Source organism: Rheinheimera nanhaiensis E407-8, from assembly GCF_000296695.1.
Taxonomy (GTDB): domain Bacteria; phylum Pseudomonadota; class Gammaproteobacteria; order Enterobacterales; family Alteromonadaceae; genus Alishewanella; species Alishewanella nanhaiensis.
Window position 1 is genome coordinate 1 of the sequence record NZ_BAFK01000003.1, and the last position, 19,294, is coordinate 19,294.

At 48.5% G+C, this 19,294-nt stretch carries 20 protein-coding genes; 12 read left to right on the forward strand and 8 right to left on the reverse strand.

The features are described from left to right. Positions 1–1,275 (reverse strand): AAA family ATPase (locus RNAN_RS02940; RefSeq protein WP_148275640.1); only part of this gene is annotated, 1,275 nt, incomplete at its 3' end. Between the two features lie 396 nt (positions 1,276–1,671). Here RNAN_RS02940 and RNAN_RS02945 point away from each other — a divergent pair. From RNAN_RS02945 to RNAN_RS02960, 4 genes are all read left to right on the forward strand, one after another. Continuing rightward, positions 1,672–2,163 (forward strand): hypothetical protein, encoded by a 492-nt coding sequence (locus tag RNAN_RS02945; protein ID WP_148275641.1) that lies wholly within the window; start codon positions 1,672–1,674, stop codon positions 2,161–2,163. Between the two features lie 286 nt (positions 2,164–2,449). Continuing rightward, positions 2,450–2,935, forward strand: a complete 486-nt coding sequence (locus tag RNAN_RS02950; protein WP_040551575.1) for a hypothetical protein — start codon at positions 2,450–2,452, stop codon at positions 2,933–2,935. A 267-nt stretch (positions 2,936–3,202) separates the two neighbouring features. Then, entirely contained in the window at positions 3,203–3,532 is a 330-nt protein-coding gene (locus RNAN_RS02955) for a hypothetical protein (RefSeq protein ID WP_040551577.1), read from the forward strand. A gap of 113 nt (positions 3,533–3,645) precedes the next feature. Continuing rightward, a complete protein-coding gene (locus RNAN_RS02960; RefSeq protein WP_040551579.1) occupies positions 3,646–3,861 on the forward strand; it encodes a hypothetical protein in 216 nt (71 codons plus the stop codon). A 135-nt stretch (positions 3,862–3,996) separates the two neighbouring features. Here the strand turns inward: RNAN_RS02960 and RNAN_RS02965 are convergent, their stop codons facing one another. Both RNAN_RS02965 and RNAN_RS02970 read right to left on the reverse strand, forming a co-directional pair. After that, a complete protein-coding gene (locus RNAN_RS02965) occupies positions 3,997–4,152 on the reverse strand; it encodes a DNA-binding protein (protein ID WP_081502263.1) in 156 nt (51 codons plus the stop codon). Positions 4,153–4,374: 222 nt separating this feature from the next. After that, complete coding sequence (locus RNAN_RS02970) at positions 4,375–5,250, reverse strand: hypothetical protein (RefSeq protein WP_008218610.1); 876 nt, start codon at positions 5,248–5,250, stop codon at positions 4,375–4,377. A gap of 567 nt (positions 5,251–5,817) precedes the next feature. On the opposite strand from RNAN_RS02970, the gene RNAN_RS02975 reads away from it, so the two are divergent. Beyond that, complete coding sequence (locus RNAN_RS02975) at positions 5,818–6,213, forward strand: VOC family protein (protein WP_008218611.1); 396 nt, start codon at positions 5,818–5,820, stop codon at positions 6,211–6,213. Between the two features lie 203 nt (positions 6,214–6,416). Here the strand turns inward: RNAN_RS02975 and RNAN_RS02980 are convergent, their stop codons facing one another. After that, on the reverse strand, positions 6,417–7,325 hold the full coding sequence (locus RNAN_RS02980) for a LysR family transcriptional regulator (RefSeq protein WP_008218613.1): 909 nt from the start codon (positions 7,323–7,325) through the stop codon (positions 6,417–6,419). A 118-nt stretch (positions 7,326–7,443) separates the two neighbouring features. Here RNAN_RS02980 and hutH point away from each other — a divergent pair, with 118 nt between their 5' ends. The 3 genes from hutH to RNAN_RS02995 are packed head-to-tail and all read left to right on the forward strand — an operon-like array spanning position 7,444 to position 12,326. Beyond that, positions 7,444–8,949, forward strand: a complete 1,506-nt coding sequence (gene hutH, locus RNAN_RS02985) for a histidine ammonia-lyase (protein ID WP_008218614.1) — start codon at positions 7,444–7,446, stop codon at positions 8,947–8,949. A 12-nt stretch (positions 8,950–8,961) separates the two neighbouring features. Then, complete coding sequence (gene hutU / locus RNAN_RS02990; RefSeq protein WP_008218616.1) at positions 8,962–10,962, forward strand: urocanate hydratase; 2,001 nt, start codon at positions 8,962–8,964, stop codon at positions 10,960–10,962. A 56-nt stretch (positions 10,963–11,018) separates the two neighbouring features. After that, positions 11,019–12,326 (forward strand): aminotransferase class V-fold PLP-dependent enzyme, encoded by a 1,308-nt coding sequence (locus tag RNAN_RS02995; RefSeq protein ID WP_008218618.1) that lies wholly within the window; start codon positions 11,019–11,021, stop codon positions 12,324–12,326. A gap of 6 nt (positions 12,327–12,332) precedes the next feature. Here RNAN_RS02995 and RNAN_RS03000 read toward each other — a convergent pair whose 3' ends face one another. Beyond that, complete coding sequence (locus tag RNAN_RS03000; protein ID WP_008218620.1) at positions 12,333–12,926, reverse strand: hypothetical protein; 594 nt, start codon at positions 12,924–12,926, stop codon at positions 12,333–12,335. 189 nt (positions 12,927–13,115) lie between these two features. Between RNAN_RS03000 and RNAN_RS03005 the strand changes: the two genes are divergently transcribed. Both RNAN_RS03005 and map read left to right on the forward strand, forming a co-directional pair. Next, positions 13,116–13,325: a TA system antitoxin ParD family protein gene (locus RNAN_RS03005; protein WP_439645776.1), complete on the forward strand. Its 210-nt coding sequence runs from the start codon at positions 13,116–13,118 to the stop codon at positions 13,323–13,325. Next, positions 13,306–14,091, forward strand: a complete 786-nt coding sequence (gene map / locus RNAN_RS03010) for a type I methionyl aminopeptidase (RefSeq protein ID WP_008218623.1) — start codon at positions 13,306–13,308, stop codon at positions 14,089–14,091. Before RNAN_RS03005 ends, map begins: the two co-directional genes overlap by 20 nt. Positions 14,092–14,128: 37 nt before the next feature. Here map and RNAN_RS03015 read toward each other — a convergent pair whose 3' ends face one another. Further along, on the reverse strand, positions 14,129–15,019 hold the full coding sequence (locus RNAN_RS03015; protein WP_008218624.1) for an AraC family transcriptional regulator: 891 nt from the start codon (positions 15,017–15,019) through the stop codon (positions 14,129–14,131). Between the two features lie 173 nt (positions 15,020–15,192). On the opposite strand from RNAN_RS03015, the gene RNAN_RS03020 reads away from it, so the two are divergent. Continuing rightward, entirely contained in the window at positions 15,193–15,936 is a 744-nt protein-coding gene (locus RNAN_RS03020) for an SDR family oxidoreductase (protein ID WP_008218625.1), read from the forward strand. 243 nt (positions 15,937–16,179) lie between these two features. Continuing rightward, positions 16,180–17,190, forward strand: coding sequence for an SMP-30/gluconolactonase/LRE family protein (locus RNAN_RS03025; RefSeq protein ID WP_237739885.1), 1,011 nt, complete (start codon positions 16,180–16,182; stop codon positions 17,188–17,190). A 9-nt stretch (positions 17,191–17,199) separates the two neighbouring features. Here the strand turns inward: RNAN_RS03025 and gorA are convergent, their stop codons facing one another. After that, complete coding sequence (gene gorA / locus RNAN_RS03030) at positions 17,200–18,555, reverse strand: glutathione-disulfide reductase (RefSeq protein ID WP_008218627.1); 1,356 nt, start codon at positions 18,553–18,555, stop codon at positions 17,200–17,202. Positions 18,556–18,690: 135 nt separating this feature from the next. After that, positions 18,691–19,266 (reverse strand): hypothetical protein, encoded by a 576-nt coding sequence (locus RNAN_RS03035; RefSeq protein WP_008218628.1) that lies wholly within the window; start codon positions 19,264–19,266, stop codon positions 18,691–18,693. Positions 19,267–19,294 lie beyond the last annotated feature (28 nt).

Here is a 19,294-nt window from a genome sequence, read left to right on the forward strand (position 1 = left end):
AGCTGTTTCGAAATTAGTTGCAGCAAAGAGCGGGTAGCTAAAGCATTCAAGCTGCGCCAGCAGTTCGTTCACCACTTGTCGTTCGTGGTGCATGTTTAGCCGCTCCCGGCTGGTAAGCAGGCTGTCAACTTCATCCAGTAACAACATCTGGTTATTGCGATGCGCTTGCTGAAAGACCCGTGCGATTTGTTTCTCTGAGCCACCGACATATTTACTCAGCACATCCGAGCTTAATACCCGCTTTAGTTCACGCTTATGTTGCTCGGCCAAGTGATGCGCCAGCGCCGTTTTACCGGTGCCAGGTGGGCCACTAATCAATACCCGTATCGGCGCGTTATTCGCAACAGCATGGTTTATCTGCTTGAGCACCGCGCCGGACTGTTTGATGTTCAGCAGTGACATATCAAACGCCAGCTCTGCCTGATAGCGCATACTGTCATCCCACAAGTCACAGGCCGTCAGGCTGTTTTCTATCACATCCTCTATTACACCTTGCGCCATACTACGCTTAACACCAAGCGTTCTGGCAACATGGGATGCGTTGGCTAACAGTGCCGGTGTCAGGTTCGGGGTTTTACTCAGCTGAACATGAAACTCACTGCTGATGCCTAAGCCTTTAAACTCCGCACGGCTCATTTTCTCAAGCACTTCGTCTTTCGGTGCATTAACCGGCATCACCAATTTAAAGCGGCGAATATAGCTGTGCTCTAGCTGGTCAACGTGATTGGTTATCCAGATAGTCGGCACCGCGTTTTGCTCTAACAGTCGATGCACAGACTCCTTGGAGTAATGCGTATCAGCGCTGTAAAACAGGCTTTCACATTCATCGACCAGTAACATCATGCCACTGCCGCTCATTAAGCTTTGCAGCATGGTGATGTACTGAATACGTTGGGTGTCTGAGCTTTTCGCACCAAACTCGTTAGATAAAAAGCCTTCTTCCATTCGCACGTTACGCGCTTCATAAAGGGGTACTGACAGGCTTTGCGCCAGCACTTTCGCCAGTGCCGTTTTACCGCTACCGGCTTCGCCATAGAGTAGAATATTCACGCCAGTAAGCTGCTGGCTCATTGCTTCAGCCAGATAACCTTGCAACAGGGCGACATCGACATAACCAAAATCTTCAGCCTTTAATGGTGTTTCGATGCTTGGGCAAAGTAGATGGCGTAGTAACTGCGCTTTGTTATCAATCCGCTCAGTTGTCAACACATACAGTATGCTGGCCGGTATCGTGATGTCCTGCAGTTCATTCAAATACCGGTCTACCAGTATCACGCCGTTTTGCTGCAACACCGATAAGCTGTGCGAGACATCGTTAGTGCTTAATCCACCGTTGGCGACAACGTGCCGGTTCGAGTCCGGCCCTAGGCACCAAAATAAATAACATATTCTTTATTTTTCCCCTTCTGTAACCTCAAATTCTTTTTAGAATTTACACGCTTTCCCATATTAAATAATCGTGTCAAATAAAACCTGGTATTTGTAATAGGTAATTACTTCCAATCAGACATGAGCTAACAAGTATTTATAATTAATTCGTCGTTATAATGTGTTACCGATCCTGTGGAAATCCATAACAGATTTTAGAATTGACTTCCTAACCCGTATAACTTGAACATTCCGAATAAAAACTATACCTTAAGATAAATATTAAACACGGAGGTTTCGAAGGTGAAATATCTTTCATTTTTATTTCAATGCGTATTTTTCTTATCAGGCTGCGCAGTCTCAGTCCCCGGTCTAACTTCAGGTACGGAGATACCGTTGGAGTTAAAAGGCTATAAAACTGGACAAGAGTTTAAAGAGTGCCCAAACAAAGTTGTTCAAGAGAGATTTGGACGCGTTTTACTCTGTTCGATTGATATTGACTCTATTGGTGATGTTGAAGTTAAAAGTGCATCTATTACCGCATTAGATAACTACATAGTGATGGTTCGTTTTGAGCTTTCACAAACTACTGGTTTTTCCCAAAAGGGATTATTAAACGCACTGTCACAAAAGTTTGGACCTCCGGCTAGAGGGGGAAAACCCAAAACACATATATGGACAAATAAGTCGGATACTCTTTATCTTGAAGAGATACAAGGTAGGCTAACGCTACACAGCAGCAAACTTTCTGAAGCTCAGAGAGAGTTAAGCGATAAACGAGTTTCAGATCTTTGAACTTGTTAATTTAGCAATGTTTAACTTTTGCTTTCCCTCGATCCAATCGTGTAAAAGTCAAAATTCGAATACAAGACGTATTCGGCCAGCAGCATTCAAGAAAGTTCTGGATAACGGCATTACCATCCGTGGTGGCCTTGAAATGCAACCCGTCCTTCGGTCAGATACTTGCCGAGCTGCGGGGAGAGAAATTGCCAAGCAGTATGGAATTTAAAAAGGGATTGCACCCGACCGTCGATTCCTCTGGCGGCTAAATTCGGCGTTAATCAAACAAGGAAGCTCTGAGATGAGAGATAGACTTTGGTATTACCTACAAAACTCTAAGTTTAAAGCAGGCTATCTTTGTGAGCTTTCCAAAACAGCATCAACTTGCGGAAACATCTATTCATTTATTTTAGCTCTTGGTTCTGCTGGCAGTGTTGCCGCTTGGGCAATTTGGAATGAATTCCCTTATGTTTGGGCAAGCATTGTTGGCATTTCACAAATTTTGCATGTAGCAAAACCCCATATTCCATTTTTAAAAAATGACAAGGAATATATAGAGCTATGCTTTAAGTATGAGTTTCTATATTTGAAATATGAAAAGCTTTGGTGTAGATATGAAAAAGGTACTGAAGACGAGAATTTTTTAGAAACAGAGTTTTATGAATTGCGTGATATCGAAGTCAACTTCCTTAACAATGTCAGACACGTACATGTACCAAATTTCAAGAGACTAATCGAAAAGGTAAGTCAGGAAGTTGAAAAAGAACTTAGTCGGACTTTTTGCTAGAGGTAATATATGAGCAATGGAGATACAACACCAAATAGGCCAAATCGCCCGCCGGCTGACAGACCGACTCCAATACCGCGGCCTGACCGGCCAATACCTAATACAAATGTTCCAAATAATCCGAAACCGCCACCGGCTCCTCCACGGAGAGGGGGATAAATGTCTTAATAGGCTAGTCAGTAACAGCCACTGAGTAAACTGGAGCTCATCCTCTGCGCTCTAATTTGCCGAAAATGCGGGCGTTGTGTGCTAAATGGAGATACGTAAATGTTCAATAATCAAAAACATGGGTTTTGTTCTGAGTTTTACACTGTAAAGAAAACGATTGAAGTAGTTGTTCCAATTCAGGGAGCAGATGAGCGCATTCGCATTGATGCGCTCGAAGACGGGCAAACTGGGAAATTCTCAACCAAAGCATATATCGAAGAGAGTTTAACTATCCAGCCTACCTACCCGCAGAGCAATGGAGCTTTTAGTCGGAAACCGCAAGATTACAGAATCTGGGTGGATTATAATTTGCCGTGGACTAATCGTGACACCGTCGATGATGCATTGAACCAAGCCCTTGGATTCTTGAAGGAAAAGTGTTCACCTTAAATGAGGTGTACACATGACAAACACATTATGTCGCCCACAAAAAGCGTGGGCTGGGACGGCCGAAACGTTCCAGCCGCCCCATATGATGGGCATTATATTTTAAAGGAGAAAACATGAAATTTTCCGTTGTTAAAGTAACCCCCTTTGATGGAGCTGACTTTTTCTGGGCAACTGTCTCGATAAAGGAAGAAGAAAAGGATGAACTTGGGACATACAAATCGTGTGAGGTTCAAGTTTCGTTTAAAAAGCAGGATTTAAAGATGTCTGAAATTGAGCAACTTGCCATAAAGAAAGCAAAATCATTTATCGCTTCAGCACTGGAAACGTAAAGGCGCATTCTGCGGCTAGATAAAATCTATAGTGGTAGTGGAGTGGTGCTCTGGGGGCATTGAATTAAATGAATGATTGGTTAGGTCATATATGCTTGCTATATGAGCTAGCAAGCATATTCCATGAAAGCAAAATTACAGTTTATTGATTTGATTTATGGCTGAACGATAATCAATACCCAGCCACTGACAGAGTTCTAAAAGCTCCAGAATATCCAGCCCCCGAATACCCTGCTCAATCTTACCGAAATAACTATGCGGCTTGCCGCTGATATTACTGATGTCTCTCATAGTCAGGCCTTTGGCTTCGTGCTGTTCGCGCAACCAGTTGCCTAGTGCTAACTCGTTTAGGGCTGCCGTTTAAATCTGACTTGCTGCGTTTGGTGATGTACTTGGCAATTAGCTCACCTCTACTTCGAATACATTCATGTCCAGCCAATGAGTTAGAAAGCTCTTTTCCTAACTTGGATAGATTTGCATGGCCGTTTCGATCGGCAAGCTGCCGATAATGTATTAAAATTGACTCGCCAATGTTATTTGAAAGCGATCATCAAAATAATCGTTGTTGTCAAATGGCGCTAACCACTTTGCAGAGATTGAGAGCTGACCATTTATAGCGAACTTAAGCTCAAGCTCTCCGGATAATATTGACTTGTCGAATTTAACTGGGTTGCCGTCCACATCTGTGACTGGTGTAAAGAGTAGCGTTGGATCATCGATATTGGCGTGTGAGTAGACAAGTTTTGCTGAAGCAGAAACATATCCTTGTTCTGAACTAGTGGCGGCATCAAGTACAGGAAAAAGTACTGAGGCCCCTAACCTGAGTGTTTGGCCAAATGCTGTTTCAGTCTTTCCGTTCGTGTCTTCAAAGTTTTTAAGGCTGAAGGTTATGTCTCCGCCAAAAGAACAGTGTCCTACATCTGACTTTTCTAAGAATGCACAAGGTTCTGGTCCATTACTTTGATAAACCCAGAGCAATGGAAATTTAATAGCTATACCTGACTCAGGATCGAGCATGCTCAATTCATTTTTGTCTTGGTTTGAGCTATCCGAATCATCATTCGCGGTAGTGGTGACATAAAGCTGAAATGGTAATTTATAGTTTCCACCAAACCAAAGATTGTAATTAACGGCATTAAATTTAATAGTTTGAGCATCTCCGCTTTGTGATACGGCCAAGCTGCCAAAAAGACTATCTGTATCAGCAAAGGAAAAAAATCTGAATTGCCTGTTAACATTTTCCCCGCCATCAAAAAGCACTACCAGATCTTTGTTAGCGTCATCTTTTATCACAGTTGTTGATTTGTAGACGCTTGAGGCTGGATCTGAAGCGAGAGCGTTTAATGATATGCAGACGATAGCTGTAGCCGAAAATAGACGATTTTTCATTGTGGTTTCCTTGTGTCATTTTTCAGTCATTTATTGACAGAACTGATGCTTTCACTTCATTCAATACTGCAAATTAAATTTTACATCAGTAGTACGTTTAGCATTTTTAATTTACTAGACTGATTTTATATAGAGCACAAAAAATAAACATTCAAGAGGTTGCTGAAAACAAAAAAAACAATATTCCATTGACATTGTTAGTATTTTCTACTTCGTTTGAGGTAATTATTTCCAATTGGAGGTATGAGCTGGTGATAATAGTACCCGTTTTATGCTCAAATCCTGGTTAGAAATTATTAAAGCAGAACAGAATTAACCTGCTTAACTGCCTTTCGTTCTTTGCATCGGAGCAGTGCCGGGCGGGGTACGCTAGGGGGAATAACCAGAATAGAATTCGTATCATGTTTTAATCAAAACGATGACCTAATCGGTATTGCTAAAATTCTGCCAAACGCTTGTCGATCTTCGCCCTCACCATCCGACTAACTAATGTGAATTAATCACTGCTACCTTTACTGCAGCATCAACTGGCTGTGGCAGGGTATTGCCAACTTAAGGAGAAAAGCGATGAAATTTAACCCGGTAGTGCACTTTGAAATTTACGTAGAAAATATGCAGCGCGCCAAAGCGTTTTATCAGGCGTTGTTTGATATCAAGCTGGAACACATGCCGTCACCCACGCCTGAGGTTGAGATGGAGATGTGGTTCTTTCCAATGGATAAAGAAAACGGCATGAATTATTACGGTGCCGGTGGCAGCCTGGTCAAAATGACCGGTTTTACTCCTGGCGGTGGTGGCACGCTGGTGTATTTTGGCTGCGAGGATTGTGCAGTACAGGCTGAGCGTGCAGTAGCCAATGGCGGCAGTATACAGCAGGCGAAAATGTCGATTGGTGAGCATGGTTTTTGCTCTGTGGTGCGGGATTCTGAGGGCAATTTAATCGGCCTGCATTCGATGGCCTAATTTGGAAGGGGCACTGTTTTGTGGTGCCCCGGCTCGATTTGCTATACGTTTTTCTCTCTTGCGTGGCGTTAAACAGTTATCAGTTGGTCAAACTGCGTCTAAAAATGTGTTAGATATTTTTGCAGAAGTGGAGCAAAGCGTTAATGGCTGAGTATCAGCTTTCTCCGCTTGCTGAGGCTGATGTTCAGGAAATAAGAGCATTACTAACTTTGCTCCTTCACCGCATGACTACGCTTAATCTGCTTAATCATCGCCTGTGCCAGTGGCGTATTGGCGTGCTGCTTTGACGTAATCAGCATCAGCGGAATTTGATAAGAATACTTTGCCGGTAAAATGGCTTTAAACAGGCCTTTATCCACCCAGTAACTGGCGTAGTGCTCGGGCAGGTAACCGATAAACTTACCGGTTAAAATCAGGTGGGCTATACCTTCATCGTGGTAGGCAATGGCGCTGTTGGGGTAATGCAAACCATCGTTACGCCGCTCTTTATCGCGCAGGTAGTTACTGGTAATGACCTCGGCGCGGCTGAGTAATCGGCTGATATCCTGCTCAGTGCAGTCAAACAGCGGGTGGCCGGCGGCGCAGTACAGATAATTGGTTTCATAGTGCAGCGGGGTGTAATCCAGGCCGCGGATCTGATGGCGGCTTACGCCAATGCCCAATAAAGAGCGGCCATTGGCGACGGCGGTTTCTACTTCTCGCGCTTCACACACGTATAAATCAAACTGAATGTTATCGCTTTTGTCTTTTAGCGCGGCAATGGCCTGCGCCACTTTGCAGTGCGGATCGCTAACTAGCGTGTCGATAATAGCAATACTGACCCGGCCTGACAGCTGCTGTTTAGAGCCGGCAATAGTATTGGCAAAGGCTTCGCATTGCTGCAGTAATTCTAATGAGGCCTGATAAGTAATGCGGCCAGGCTCGGTGAGTTCAAAACCGCTGCGGCCCCGCTTACACAGCTTTACGCCTAAACGGATTTCTAAGTCAGATAAATGCGCGCTAATCGTAGAGCGGCCAATATTCAGCCGCGACTCGGCCGCCGACAAGCCGCCGCACTCGACAATAGTGACGAACACTCTAAGCAATCTAAGGTCGACATCTTGTACTTGCATGGGGGCAGCTCTTTAGTTCGATATAGTCGGAATAAGTTACGATTATTATGTATTTATAAAACTACCTGCGCAAGTTAGCATGGCTCTAATCAAGATCTGCAGAATTTAGGAGCACAACATGACATTTCGTTATGGTATAGACCGGATGGATGTAGATATCGTCAACGGTATCGCTGATGGCAGCATTAAGGCAGAGCTGTGCGCCGAAGCCATTACCAGAATTAATCAAAGCCGCAACAACGTTGAGGTAATGGCCGCGTCTGATAAGGCCATTTACGGCATTAACACCGGTTTTGGCCCGCTGTGCGATACGCAAATTTCGCCGGCCCAAACCGCGCTACTGCAAAAAAATCTGCTGATTACCCATGCCGTGGGGGTAGGCGAGCCGATTGCCAAAGCCATTTCAAAGTTAATGCTGATCACCAAGGTGCATGCGCTAAGCCAGGGCTATTCGGGGGTGCGGTTAGAAGTGGTTGAGCGCATGCTAAAGTTTATTGAGCTGGACCTGATTCCGGTGGTGCCGGAGCAGGGCTCAGTGGGCGCCTCTGGCGATTTGGCGCCGCTGTCGCACTTATTTTTACCGCTGATTGGTGAAGGCGAGTTCTGGTACGGCAATGGCAGTATCAGTGCAGCCGAAGCCTTAGCGCAACATGGTTTAGCGCCGCTGGAGCTGCAGGCCAAAGAGGGCCTTGGGTTAATTAACGGCACTCAGTTTATTTTATCGCATGCTATTACGGCGCTGACCAAGATGCGCTACCTGCTGGATTTAGCCGATGTGGCCGGTGCCATGAGTATTGAAGGTATGCAGGGCAGTGGCTCGCCGTTTCGTGCTGAGCTGCATCAGATCCGCGCTTTTGCCGGCAATGTTGAAGTGGCCGCCCGTATGCGGCGCTTGTTTAAAGATTCAGAAAATATGGCCTCGCATACCGGTTGCGCCCGGGTGCAGGACCCTTACTCGCTGCGCTGCATTCCGCAGGTACACGGCGCGTCGCGTAATGCTTACTACCATTTAAAAGAGCTGGCCGAAATTGAAATGAATTCGGTCACCGATAACCCTATCGTGATAAGCAGTGAAGAAGCCATTTCCGGCGGTGGCTTTCATGGTCAGCCACTGGCAATGGTGCTGGATTACGCCTCTATTGCGGCGGCGGAGCTGGGTAATATCTCTGACCGGCGCTGCTATCTATTATTGGAAGGTTTACACGGTTTGCCGCGTTTGCTAACCAAAGCCGGTGGTTTAAATTCCGGCATGATGATCCCGCAATATGTCACGGCGGCGCTGGTTACTGAAAACAAGTCCTTGTGCTTCCCGCCCTCGGCCGACAGTGTGCCAACTTCTATGGGGCAGGAAGATCATGTGTCGATGGGCAGTATCTCTGGCCGTCAGTTAAACCAGATCCTGGGCAATTTGGAAAAAATCCTCGCGATAGAGCTGATGTACGCGGCGCAAGCGATTGAGTTTCGCCGGCCGAATAAATGCTCAGATATCATTGAGCAAAATTTTGCGCTTATTCGCAGCAAAGTGGCGAAGCTGGAAGAAGATCGCTTATTAAAGCCAGATATCGATGCGATGATTGCGCTGGTAAAAAGCCAGGCCTTTAGCGTTAGCTTTGCGCTGAATTAAGAGGATAACAACATGACTTTTCAACAGCAGATTAAGCAAGGTATCCCAGCCGAGTTACCTGCGGCCAAGCCATACCCGGCGGATGCCAACCGGGCGCCGAAGCGCAAAGACATTTTAACTAAAGCCGAAAAACAACTGGCGCTGCGTAATGCGCTGCGCTATTTCCCCAAAGCCTGGCACAGCGAACTGGCGCCAGAGTTTGCCAAAGAGCTAAATGATTATGGCCGTATTTATATGTACCGCTTTAAGCCGGACTACGAGCTAAAAGCACGGCCAATTACTGAATACCCGGCTAACTGCCAACAGGCCGCAGCTATTATGCTGATGATCGACAACAACCTCGATCCGGCGGTGGCGCAGCACCCACAAGAGCTGATTACCTATGGTGGTAATGGCGCGGTATTTCAAAACTGGGCGCAGTACCGCTTAACCATGCAGTACTTAAGCGAGATGGAAAGTGATCAAACATTGCATATGTACTCTGGTCATCCAATGGGGTTATTCCCATCGTCGGTAGAAGCACCCAGGGTGGTGGTGACCAACGGTATGATGATCCCGAACTACTCGAAGCCGGATGACTGGGAGCGTTTTAATGCGTTAGGTGTAACCCAGTATGGCCAGATGACCGCCGGCTCTTACATGTATATTGGCCCGCAGGGCATAGTGCATGGCACCACGATCACGGTGATGAACGCCTTTCGTAAAGTGCTGCAAAAGGGCGAAAGTGCGAAGGGTAAAATCTTCCTCACCGCCGGTTTAGGCGGTATGAGCGGCGCTCAGCCTAAAGCCGGTAATATCGCCGGCTGTATTACTGTCTGTGCTGAGGTTAACCCAAAGGCGGCCACTAAACGCCATCAGCAGGGCTGGGTTGATGAGTTAATCGATAACATGGACGCGCTGATTGCCCGGGTAAAACAGGCGCAGGCGAGCGAAGAAGTGGTGTCGATAGCCTATATCGGTAATGTGGTTGATGTCTGGGAAAGCTTCTATCAAAGTGACATTTTCGTGCATCTGGGCTCAGATCAAACCTCGCTGCATAACCCCTGGTCGGGCGGTTATTACCCGGTCGGTATCAGCTACGATGAAGCGAATCGCTTAATTCGTGACGAGCCTGAGCTGTTTAAAGCCAAAGTGCAGGCGACATTAAAACGCCATGCTGATGCGGTGAATAAGCACACAGCAAAAGGCACTTACTTCTTTGACTACGGTAACGCCTTTTTACTGGAAGCCTCGCGCGCCGGCGGCGCAGTGATGGCCGACAATGGTATCGACTTTAAATACCCGTCTTATGTGCAGGATATATTAGGCCCAATGTGTTTTGACTACGGCTTTGGCCCGTTCCGTTGGGTGTGCACATCAGGCAAGCCGGAAGACTTGGATAAAACCGACGCTATAGCCGCCCAGGTGCTTGAGCGCATTATGGTAGAGGCGCCTGAGGAAATTCAGCAGCAAATGCAGGATAACATCACCTGGATCAAAGATGCCAAGCAGAACAAGCTGGTGGTAGGCTCGCAGGCGCGGATTTTATATGCTGATGCGCAAGGAAGGATGGAAATTGCCGCTGCCTTTAATGCCGCCATTGCCCGTGGCGAGATTGGCCCGGTAGTGCTGGGGCGCGATCATCACGATGTCAGCGGTACTGACTCACCATTTCGTGAAACCTCGAACATTTACGATGGCAGCCGTTTTACCGCTGATATGGCCATTCATAATGTGATTGGTGACAGCTTCCGCGGTGCCACCTGGGTGTCTATTCATAATGGTGGCGGCGTTGGCTGGGGCGAAGTGATCAACGGTGGCTTTGGCCTGCTGCTGGATGGCACTAGCGATGCCGAGCGGCGGTTAAAATCGATGTTGCTGTTCGATGTTAACAACGGTATCGCGCGGCGCAGCTGGGCCCGCAACGCCGAGGCCGATTTTGCCATTAAACGCGAAATGGCCAGAACACCGAAGTTAAAAGTCACGCTGGCCAATCGGGTTGATGATGAAATAATTGCCGGGCTGGCGTTGTAACTGCATTGCGGTGTGGATTATCAACTAAACTGATTAAAATTTTATCAGGATGATTGATGATGAAACGCCGCGACTTTCTTACTCATACTTCATTGTTAGTTGGCAGCAGCCTGCTGCCGGTATCTGCTCTGTTGCATGCCGGCACTGAGCCGGCGTCAGCAACAGCACTGGCAAAAGCCGACTGGCGGGCACTGCGACAGCAGTTTGCCTTAACATATGACTATATCCACCTTGCCACGTTTTTGCTGGCATCACATCCCAAACCGGTAGCCGATGCGATAGCGCGCCACCGTAAAGCCTTTGATGAAAATCCGGCCGATTACTGGCACGAGCACTTTATGACCATAGATCAGCAAATAGCTGCGGCGGCGGCTGATTATATGGGCGGCGAAGCCTGGCAAATTGCGCTGACCGACAGCACGACTATGGGCCTGGCACTGGTATATAGCGGGCTTAAGTTAAGGCCCGGCGATGAAATACTGCAAACGGTGTATGATCATTACTCAACGGATTTATCGTTACAGCTAAGGGCAGACAGAACAGGCGCTAAAGTGCGGCAGGTGGCGCTATACGATGAGCCGGCATTGGTGTCTGTTGATGAGGTGCTAGGCAAACTTAAAGCAGCTATTAAACCTGCCACTAAGGTTGTGGCGGTAACCTGGGTGCATTCCTGTAACGGCGTTAAGCTGCCAATCCGCGCTATGGCGCAGCTGTTGGCAGAGCAAAATAAACAGCGTGATGAAGCCGACCAGATCATTTTTTGTGTTGACGGTGTGCATGGCTTTGGCATTGAAAACGTTGATGTATCAACACTGGGCTGTGATTTCTTTATTGCCGGTGCCCACAAATGGCTGTTCGGCCCGCGCGGTACCGGGGTGATCTGGGGCAGTAAACGCGGCTGGGATCACTGCCATGCCGTTATTCCAAGCTTTAGCCGCTCATACGATGTTTGGCTCGGCGGCAGCACTCAGGAGCAAGTGCCGGTTGGCGAGCATATGACACCCGGAGGTTTTCACTCGTTTGAACATCGCTGGGCCTTGCCGGAAGCGTTCAAGCTGCATTTACAGCTGGGCAAAGCAGAGGTGCAAGCGCGTATTCATCAGTTAAATAGTCAAACCAAACAAGGCTTACAACAAATCAAAGGTGTTAAGCTACATACGCCGATGTCGGCGGAACTGTCATCCGGGATGGTGTGTTTCGACTATAAGCAAATGGCACCGGACGAGGTGGTAAAAGCGATGCACAGCAAAGGCATTATTATCAGCAGTACACCCTATCGCAAATCATACGCCCGCTTTGCGCCCAGTTTAATTAATAGCGAGCAGGAAATTGACCGCTCACTGGCAGCCTTGGTATCGGTATAACCCGCTTTACTCGACATAAAACTCTTTGCCAAGCGCCGCCTTTTCCGCGGCGCTTTTTGCTGCACAGCTGGTATACAGCTGCTCCAGGATCTGCATATCGGCCATATTTTGCCGTTTCAGTGCCACAGCCTGTTCGGCCAGCGGCAGTAAGTTCGGCGCCGGCTCCTCGCCTTTTAACTGAAACAGTACGGTCGCTGCAGCGGTACTGCCCGAATCGTTCATCGCATGTAGTACACTTTCACTGACATCGCCGCATACAGTGCGAGGCACCGGCCAGGGGTCATCAACGATATCTGCCTCCAGCTCAGCAGTGCTGAATGTTTTACACAGTGCCGCAACCTCATTACTAATTTGCTGCTCGGTTTTGCCCTGCTGCCAGCCCTGATAAGCCAGCGCAATCAGTTTAGCGCCGGCGCTATCTTGTAAACGACCGAGACGCTCTTTGGTCATATTCAGCGGATGGCCCAGCTGCAGCCAGATCTGGCTGCCATGCACTGCGCTGGGTACCTCAATACTGCATTGATCAAATTCGGCCAATACCGTTAACGGGCAGCACAGCAAGGGCAGCCAATACAGGTTACGCAGGGCAAAGCGGGGCATAGTAAACAATCCTTCAGCAATATCAGTGTATGCCAGTGTTAGCGATAACGTTGAAATTGGCAATATGCATTGTTAATTAGTTGTTTTGTTAAGATGCAACTGCCAGTACAAACGCCACTTTACTTAATATATGTTTTATATATAATTCGTATATTCATCGGCCCGGCAGCGGAGTAAACCTTGGGTATTGTGAAAATTGCAGATGAGCTGCATGAAGAAATTCGTAAAGCCAGCGGCGCTATGTCGCGCTCTATTAATGCCCAGGCCGAATTCTGGCTAAAAATGGGTATGCTGGCCGAGCTGTACCCAACACATAATTATCAGCAGTTGGTGCAGATGCTGCTGCAGCAAGCCGATGTGAAACTGGCCGGAGGTGGCGATGAGCGGCGTTCAGCTTAAAACTGCTGAAGAGCTGGCGCTGCAACGCGAGGCTGGCCGTTTACTGGCACAGGTGTTTGCTATGCTGGACGATAAAATAGTGGCCGGTATGTCGACCTTGCAGATTAACGAGCTGGCCGAGCATTATATTGTCGATGAATTGCAGGCGCGGCCAGCCAGTAAAGGTCAGTATGGTTTTGCCTATGTGCTCAATACCTCGGTTAACGACGTGGTATGTCACGGCGTGCCATCCGCTACCCAGCTGCTAAAAGAGGGCGATATTGTTAATGTCGATATCACATTGGAAAAACACGGCTTTATTGCCGATTCCAGCAAGATGTATGGCATAGGTGAGCTAAGCTTAGCGGCACGGCAATTGGTAGATGACTGTTACAGCGCACTGTGGTTGGGTATTAAGGCGGTAAAACCCGGTGCCCGGCTCGGTGATATTGGCTTTGCCATTGAGCAGTTTGCCCGCAGTAAAGGTTACAGTGTGGTGCGTGAATATTGCGGCCATGGTATTGGCCGGGACATGCACGAAGCGCCGCAGGTGCTGCATTATGGCGCCGCCGGCACCGGCATGCTGCTTAAACCCGGCATGGTATTTACCATAGAGCCGATGCTGAACCAGGGCAGTGCGAAAGTAAAAACCAAAAAAGATGGCTGGACAGTCGTCACCCGCGATAAAAAGTTGTCAGCGCAGTGGGAGCATACAGTGGCAGTCACCGAAACCGGCGTTGACGTACTGACCCTGCGACCGGAAGAACAAGCAATACTGATGCGCTGACTCGGCACCAATACTGCGCACGTCGCTTGGTTATCCATCAATAGTTACGGGAAAGAACGCTAATATCACGTTTAGGTGGGTTGCCGAACATGCGAGCATATTCACGACTGAATTGTGATGGGCTTTCGTAACCTACCTGGTATGCAGTACTGGCCGCGTCCTGACGCTCAGTGATCATAATTTTTCGTGCCTCAAGCAGCCTAAAACGTTTTTGGTACTGCAAAGGCGTCATGGCCGTCACTGATTTGAAGTGAGTATAAAATGAGGAAATACTCATCCCCACTTGAGTGGCAAGTTCTTCAATATTAATTCTATTTTTGAAGTCTGTTTTAAGAATTTTTAGCGCCGCTGAAATACGTTGCATATTGCTGCCAATGTGAGTCATTGCCGAAATTTGCGCTCCGTACTCACCGTTTATTAGCCGGTAATAGATCTCACGTTTGATGATAGGGGCCAAAACGCTGATATCCCGTTGCGTCTCTAGCAAGCGGACGAGTCTGAGCACGCTATCTGCAAGCAAGTCATCAACACGACCAATAAAAATACCGGCATAACTCGATTTAGCAGCGTCTTTGGCGCAATTGACCTGTATGGCTAACTCCGTTAATTCATGTATATCGAGTTCAAGCTGCAAGCATAAGTACGGCTTTTCCTCTGTGGCATCAAAAATCTGTCCTACTACCGGCAAATCTACAGATGCAACTAAGTACTCAGACGGCTGATACTGAAAAATTTCATTTTCCAGTAAGATCCGCTTTTTGCCCTGTACGATAATACACAAAGATGGGCAATAAACGCTGGGTAAGTTGTCATTAACAGCATTGAATTTTATGCAATTTAAGCCGGCGATAGCGGTAGGATGAACACCATTGCCTGCGGTGAATTTATCAATTAATTCAGCAATTTCATTGCATTGGCTATCTTTCAATTTTTGGTAACCCCGCCAATCTACTGAAGCTAATTATAAGCCTGGTTATATTGCCACTCTAGCATATTGTAGAAATAGGCAATTTTCTTGTAGCTCTCTGCATCCAAAGTACATGGTTAAATCCTTAATATTCAGATTGTCGATTGGACAAATCCTGAAATGAGGACAACAAAATGCAGAACGTGCAAAACAAAGTGGTACTGATCACAGGAGCTAGCAGTGGCATTGGCGAAGCAACAGCACGACTTTTAGCAAAGCATGGTGCTAAGGTGATGCTGGGTGCCCGAAGAACAGAACGTCTTGAATCCATAGTGCAGGATATCAGGCGGGCAGGTGGGCAAGCGGCCTACCAAAAGTTAGATGTTGTCGATGCCGACCAGGTTAAGGCCTTTGTACATTTTGCCCAAGATACTTTTGGCCAGGTTGACGTGTTATTCAATAATGCCGGCATCATGCCTTTATCACCGATGAATGCGCTAAAAACGGATGAATGGAATCGCATTATTGACATCAACATTAAAGGCGTACTGAACGGCATAGGCGCAGTGTTACCCATTATGGAGCAACAAGGGCGTGGGCAGATAATCAATACTGCATCGACCGGTGCTTATGCCGTCGGCCCCTCTTGTGGGGTGTATTGTGCCAGTAAATACGCAGTATGGGCGATTAGTGAAGGCTTACGTCAGGAATCTAACCGCATTCGTGTCACCGTGCTGTCTCCGGGGGTAACCACTACCGAGCTTGGACATGACATTACTGATAAAGCGGCGGCAGAACTTGTTGGCCAGCTTCGTACGATGTCATTGAACGTAGCGTCGGTCGCAAACGCTGTGCTATACGCAATTTCACAACCTGACGATGTGGAAACAAGCGAAATTGTTATTCGTTCCGCGTCAAGTTTTGGTCATGCCTTCTAGCCAAAATGACAGCTAATCACTAGCAGCGCGACGCTTGATTTGAATGCTTACGACGCCGTTATGGTGATTGATATATAACGGAACCTTTCAGCTGTTTACCAGAGGGCTTCAGTGCGAAGCCCGTTTCACTCGGTGCTGTTGGCATCAGGACAGCTTGGCAGTTTACCGGATAGCACCCGGGCAAAATTGCGCATTTCGCCCGGGGCTTACTCATGCTAGCCTGTAAGGTATTCAATACCTGTGATGAAAACTATTATGCGTGTCATGGTGTTACTACCTATTTTACTGACCAGCCTGGCCCTATCAGCCAATACACTGCCTGGGCAACCGGTATTCAGTGTTAAGCCTGCGATGCAGCAGGTGGTGGCGAGCGATGCTAAGCTGGAAGTGCTGGCAGAGGGCTTTAGCTGGTCTGAAGGGCCTATCGCTGAGCCGGATACCGGCGATATTCTGTTCTCCGATGTACCAGATAATAAAGTCTATCGCTGGAATGAAACCCAGGGGTTAACCGTCTATCTGCAACCGTCTGGCTATACCGGTTTGCACCCGCAAAATAACCGCGGGCAGGGCGCTAATGGGCTGATATTTAATCAGAAAAATCAGTTAGTGCTGGCGCAGCACGGCGATCGCCGCTTAGCGCTGTTTAATGGCTTCGACAATGGCGCGCCGCAGTATCAAACTCTGGTTACCGCCTTTAACGGCAAGTTGCTCAATAGCCCGAATGATGTGGTGCAGCATAGCAGCGGAGCCTATTACTTTACCGACCCGCCTTATGGCTTAACCGGTGGCGACAGCTCGGCCGAAAAGCAGCTTAGCGTCAATGGTGTATACCGGCTGGATGGCGCAGGCAAACTCAGTTTGCTGCTTGATAACTTAACCCGGCCTAACGGCCTGGCGTTTTCGCCGGACGAAAAATGGCTGTATGTAGCAAATTCCGACAAAAACGCCGCCCAGTGGTGGCGCTATGCGGTAAAGGCTGATGGCAGTTTGGGTAAGGGCGGGCTGTTTTTTGATGCCACTGCGCAGGCGCAGCAGCAAAACGGCTTACCCGATGGTTTAAAAGTGCTGCCATCCGGCATCTTGCTGGCCACCGGCCCCGGTGGCGTTTGGGTGTTATCGCCCGATGGAGAACATTTAGGTACGATACAAACGGGGGTATCGGCAGCCAATGTGGCGCTAAGTAGCGACAACAGCTGGCTGTATATTACTGCCAGCAATTATCTGCTGCGGATTAAATTGGCTGTCGCTGAGTAAGTAACGCGTTTAGCGCAGCGTAACAAATTCTTCGGCGCTGGTCGGGTGCAGCGCCACAGTGCTGTCAAAGTCTGCTTTAGTGGCACCCATTTTCATCGCTACCGCAAAGCCTTGCAGTACTTCGTCCATACCTTCGCCGATGCCGTGCAGACCCACCACTTTTTCGTTGGCGCCTGCGCACACCAGCTTAAAGCAGCTTAGCGCCCGATGCGGTGTGATGGCGTTGTACATAGCCGCAAAGTTGCTGCGGTATACTCTGACATTGCCCTCGCCGTACTGGGCGTTAGCCTCGGCCTCGGTTAAGCCGACAGTGCCAATGGGCGGGTGGCTGAACACTACGGTTGGAATAAGCGCGTAATCCATATGCGCATCAGGCAGTGCCGGGTTAAATAAGCGTTCAGCCAGCATGCGGCCGGCTTTTATCGCTACTGGCGTCAGCTGGGCCTCGCCGGTAATATCACCCACAGCATAAATGCCTTTCACATTGGTATTCTGGTACTTATCGGTGCGGATAAAGCCTTGCTTATCGGTTTGCACCCCGGCAGCGGCCAGGTTAATGGCGTCGGTTGCCGGTTCGCGGCCAATGGCCCAAATCAGGCAGTCGACGTTACTAAATACCGTGCCGTTGCTGCAGTAAACGGTCAGTGAGCCGGCAGTGGTTTTTTCTACCCGACTCACTTCGGTATGGGTATGCAGCTGCAGTTTATCCTGCGCCAGGCGCTCAAGCAGCATATCGGTAATGTCACTGTCGAAATTACGCAGTGGCCGATCTTTGCGCACCAGCAAGTGGGTATCTGTGCCCAGCGCATGTAGCACGCCGGCAATTTCTACGGCGATATAACCAGCGCCAACCACTAAGGCTTTTTTCGGTTGTTCGGTAAGGGCGAAAAAGCCGTCCGAGTCGATGCCATATTCACTGCCGGGAATATCCGGCCGCGTCGGCCGGCCGCCAACGGCGATGGTAATATGATCTGCCGTGATGCGCTCACCATTTACCTCTACCGTATTAGCGTCGACAAAGCGGGCAAAGCCTTCTATTAAGGTTACGCCATTGGCGGCAAAGCCGCGCTGGTAACTACCGTGAATACGCCCAATATAGGCTTCGCGGTTTTTCACCAGGGTGGCCCAATCAAACTGGTTTTGCGTGACATCAAAGCCGTAAGCCGGGCTGTATTTTAACGCCTCGGCAATATGGGCGCCGTACCACATCACCTTTTTCGGCACACAACCGACATTGACACAGGTACCGCCGACGGCCTTGGCTTCAATAACTGCGGCTTTGGCACCACGCTGGGCGGCGCGGTTAGCACTGGCAATACCGCCGCTACCGGCACCGATGGCAAGATAATTAAAATGACGAGACATAAACCCCTTCCACAACAACTGCCAAACTGCTTGGCCAGAATTAGCCTTAAGCTGGTTATAAGGGGTGATAGCGGCTTTTACAAGCCCGGCGCGCTGTACGGCAGAAAAAGCCGCTGTAGCGCCGGGCTGACAGCGTTATAGCTTTTTCAGATCAATGGCATTGGCCAGTGCCAGCATAGTGCTTTGCGCGGCGTTATCGCCCGATACCGTGACCATAGCGCCGGCTGGCGTAACAAACTGCAGCTCTAAGCGATCACCTTCCAGCTTTTGTACTGCCTGTAAGCCCTGAATTTTAACCAGCTTGCCGCCAGACATGGCAATCATTGACGGGTTGCTTAGCATCATCGAAAACGCCTGTAGCATCGGCGAGTCCATCATCAGCTGCATTTCAATACTCTGGTTATCATTGTAGTAGTTGCGGCTGGCGGTAATGCCGCCACCGAACATGGCTGAGGCGGCCACTTCGCTTTGCGCCTCTTCAGCCTGCCAGCCGGCAGGTGCTGGCGGGAATGCCTGCTTTACCTGCTCACCTTTTTCCTGCCGGATCAGGGTGCTGGCATAATCCAGCTGGGCAATAGCTTGCGATAATTCACCTGCCTTGTAATGTTTGCTGGCGGCACTGATGGCCTCATTGATCTCGGCTTCACTGGCGCACAGCGGCAGGCTGGCGACAAGTAAACCGCTAAACAGGTATTTTGCTAACATTTTCATTTCGAGTCATTCCTTTGATTAACAAGTC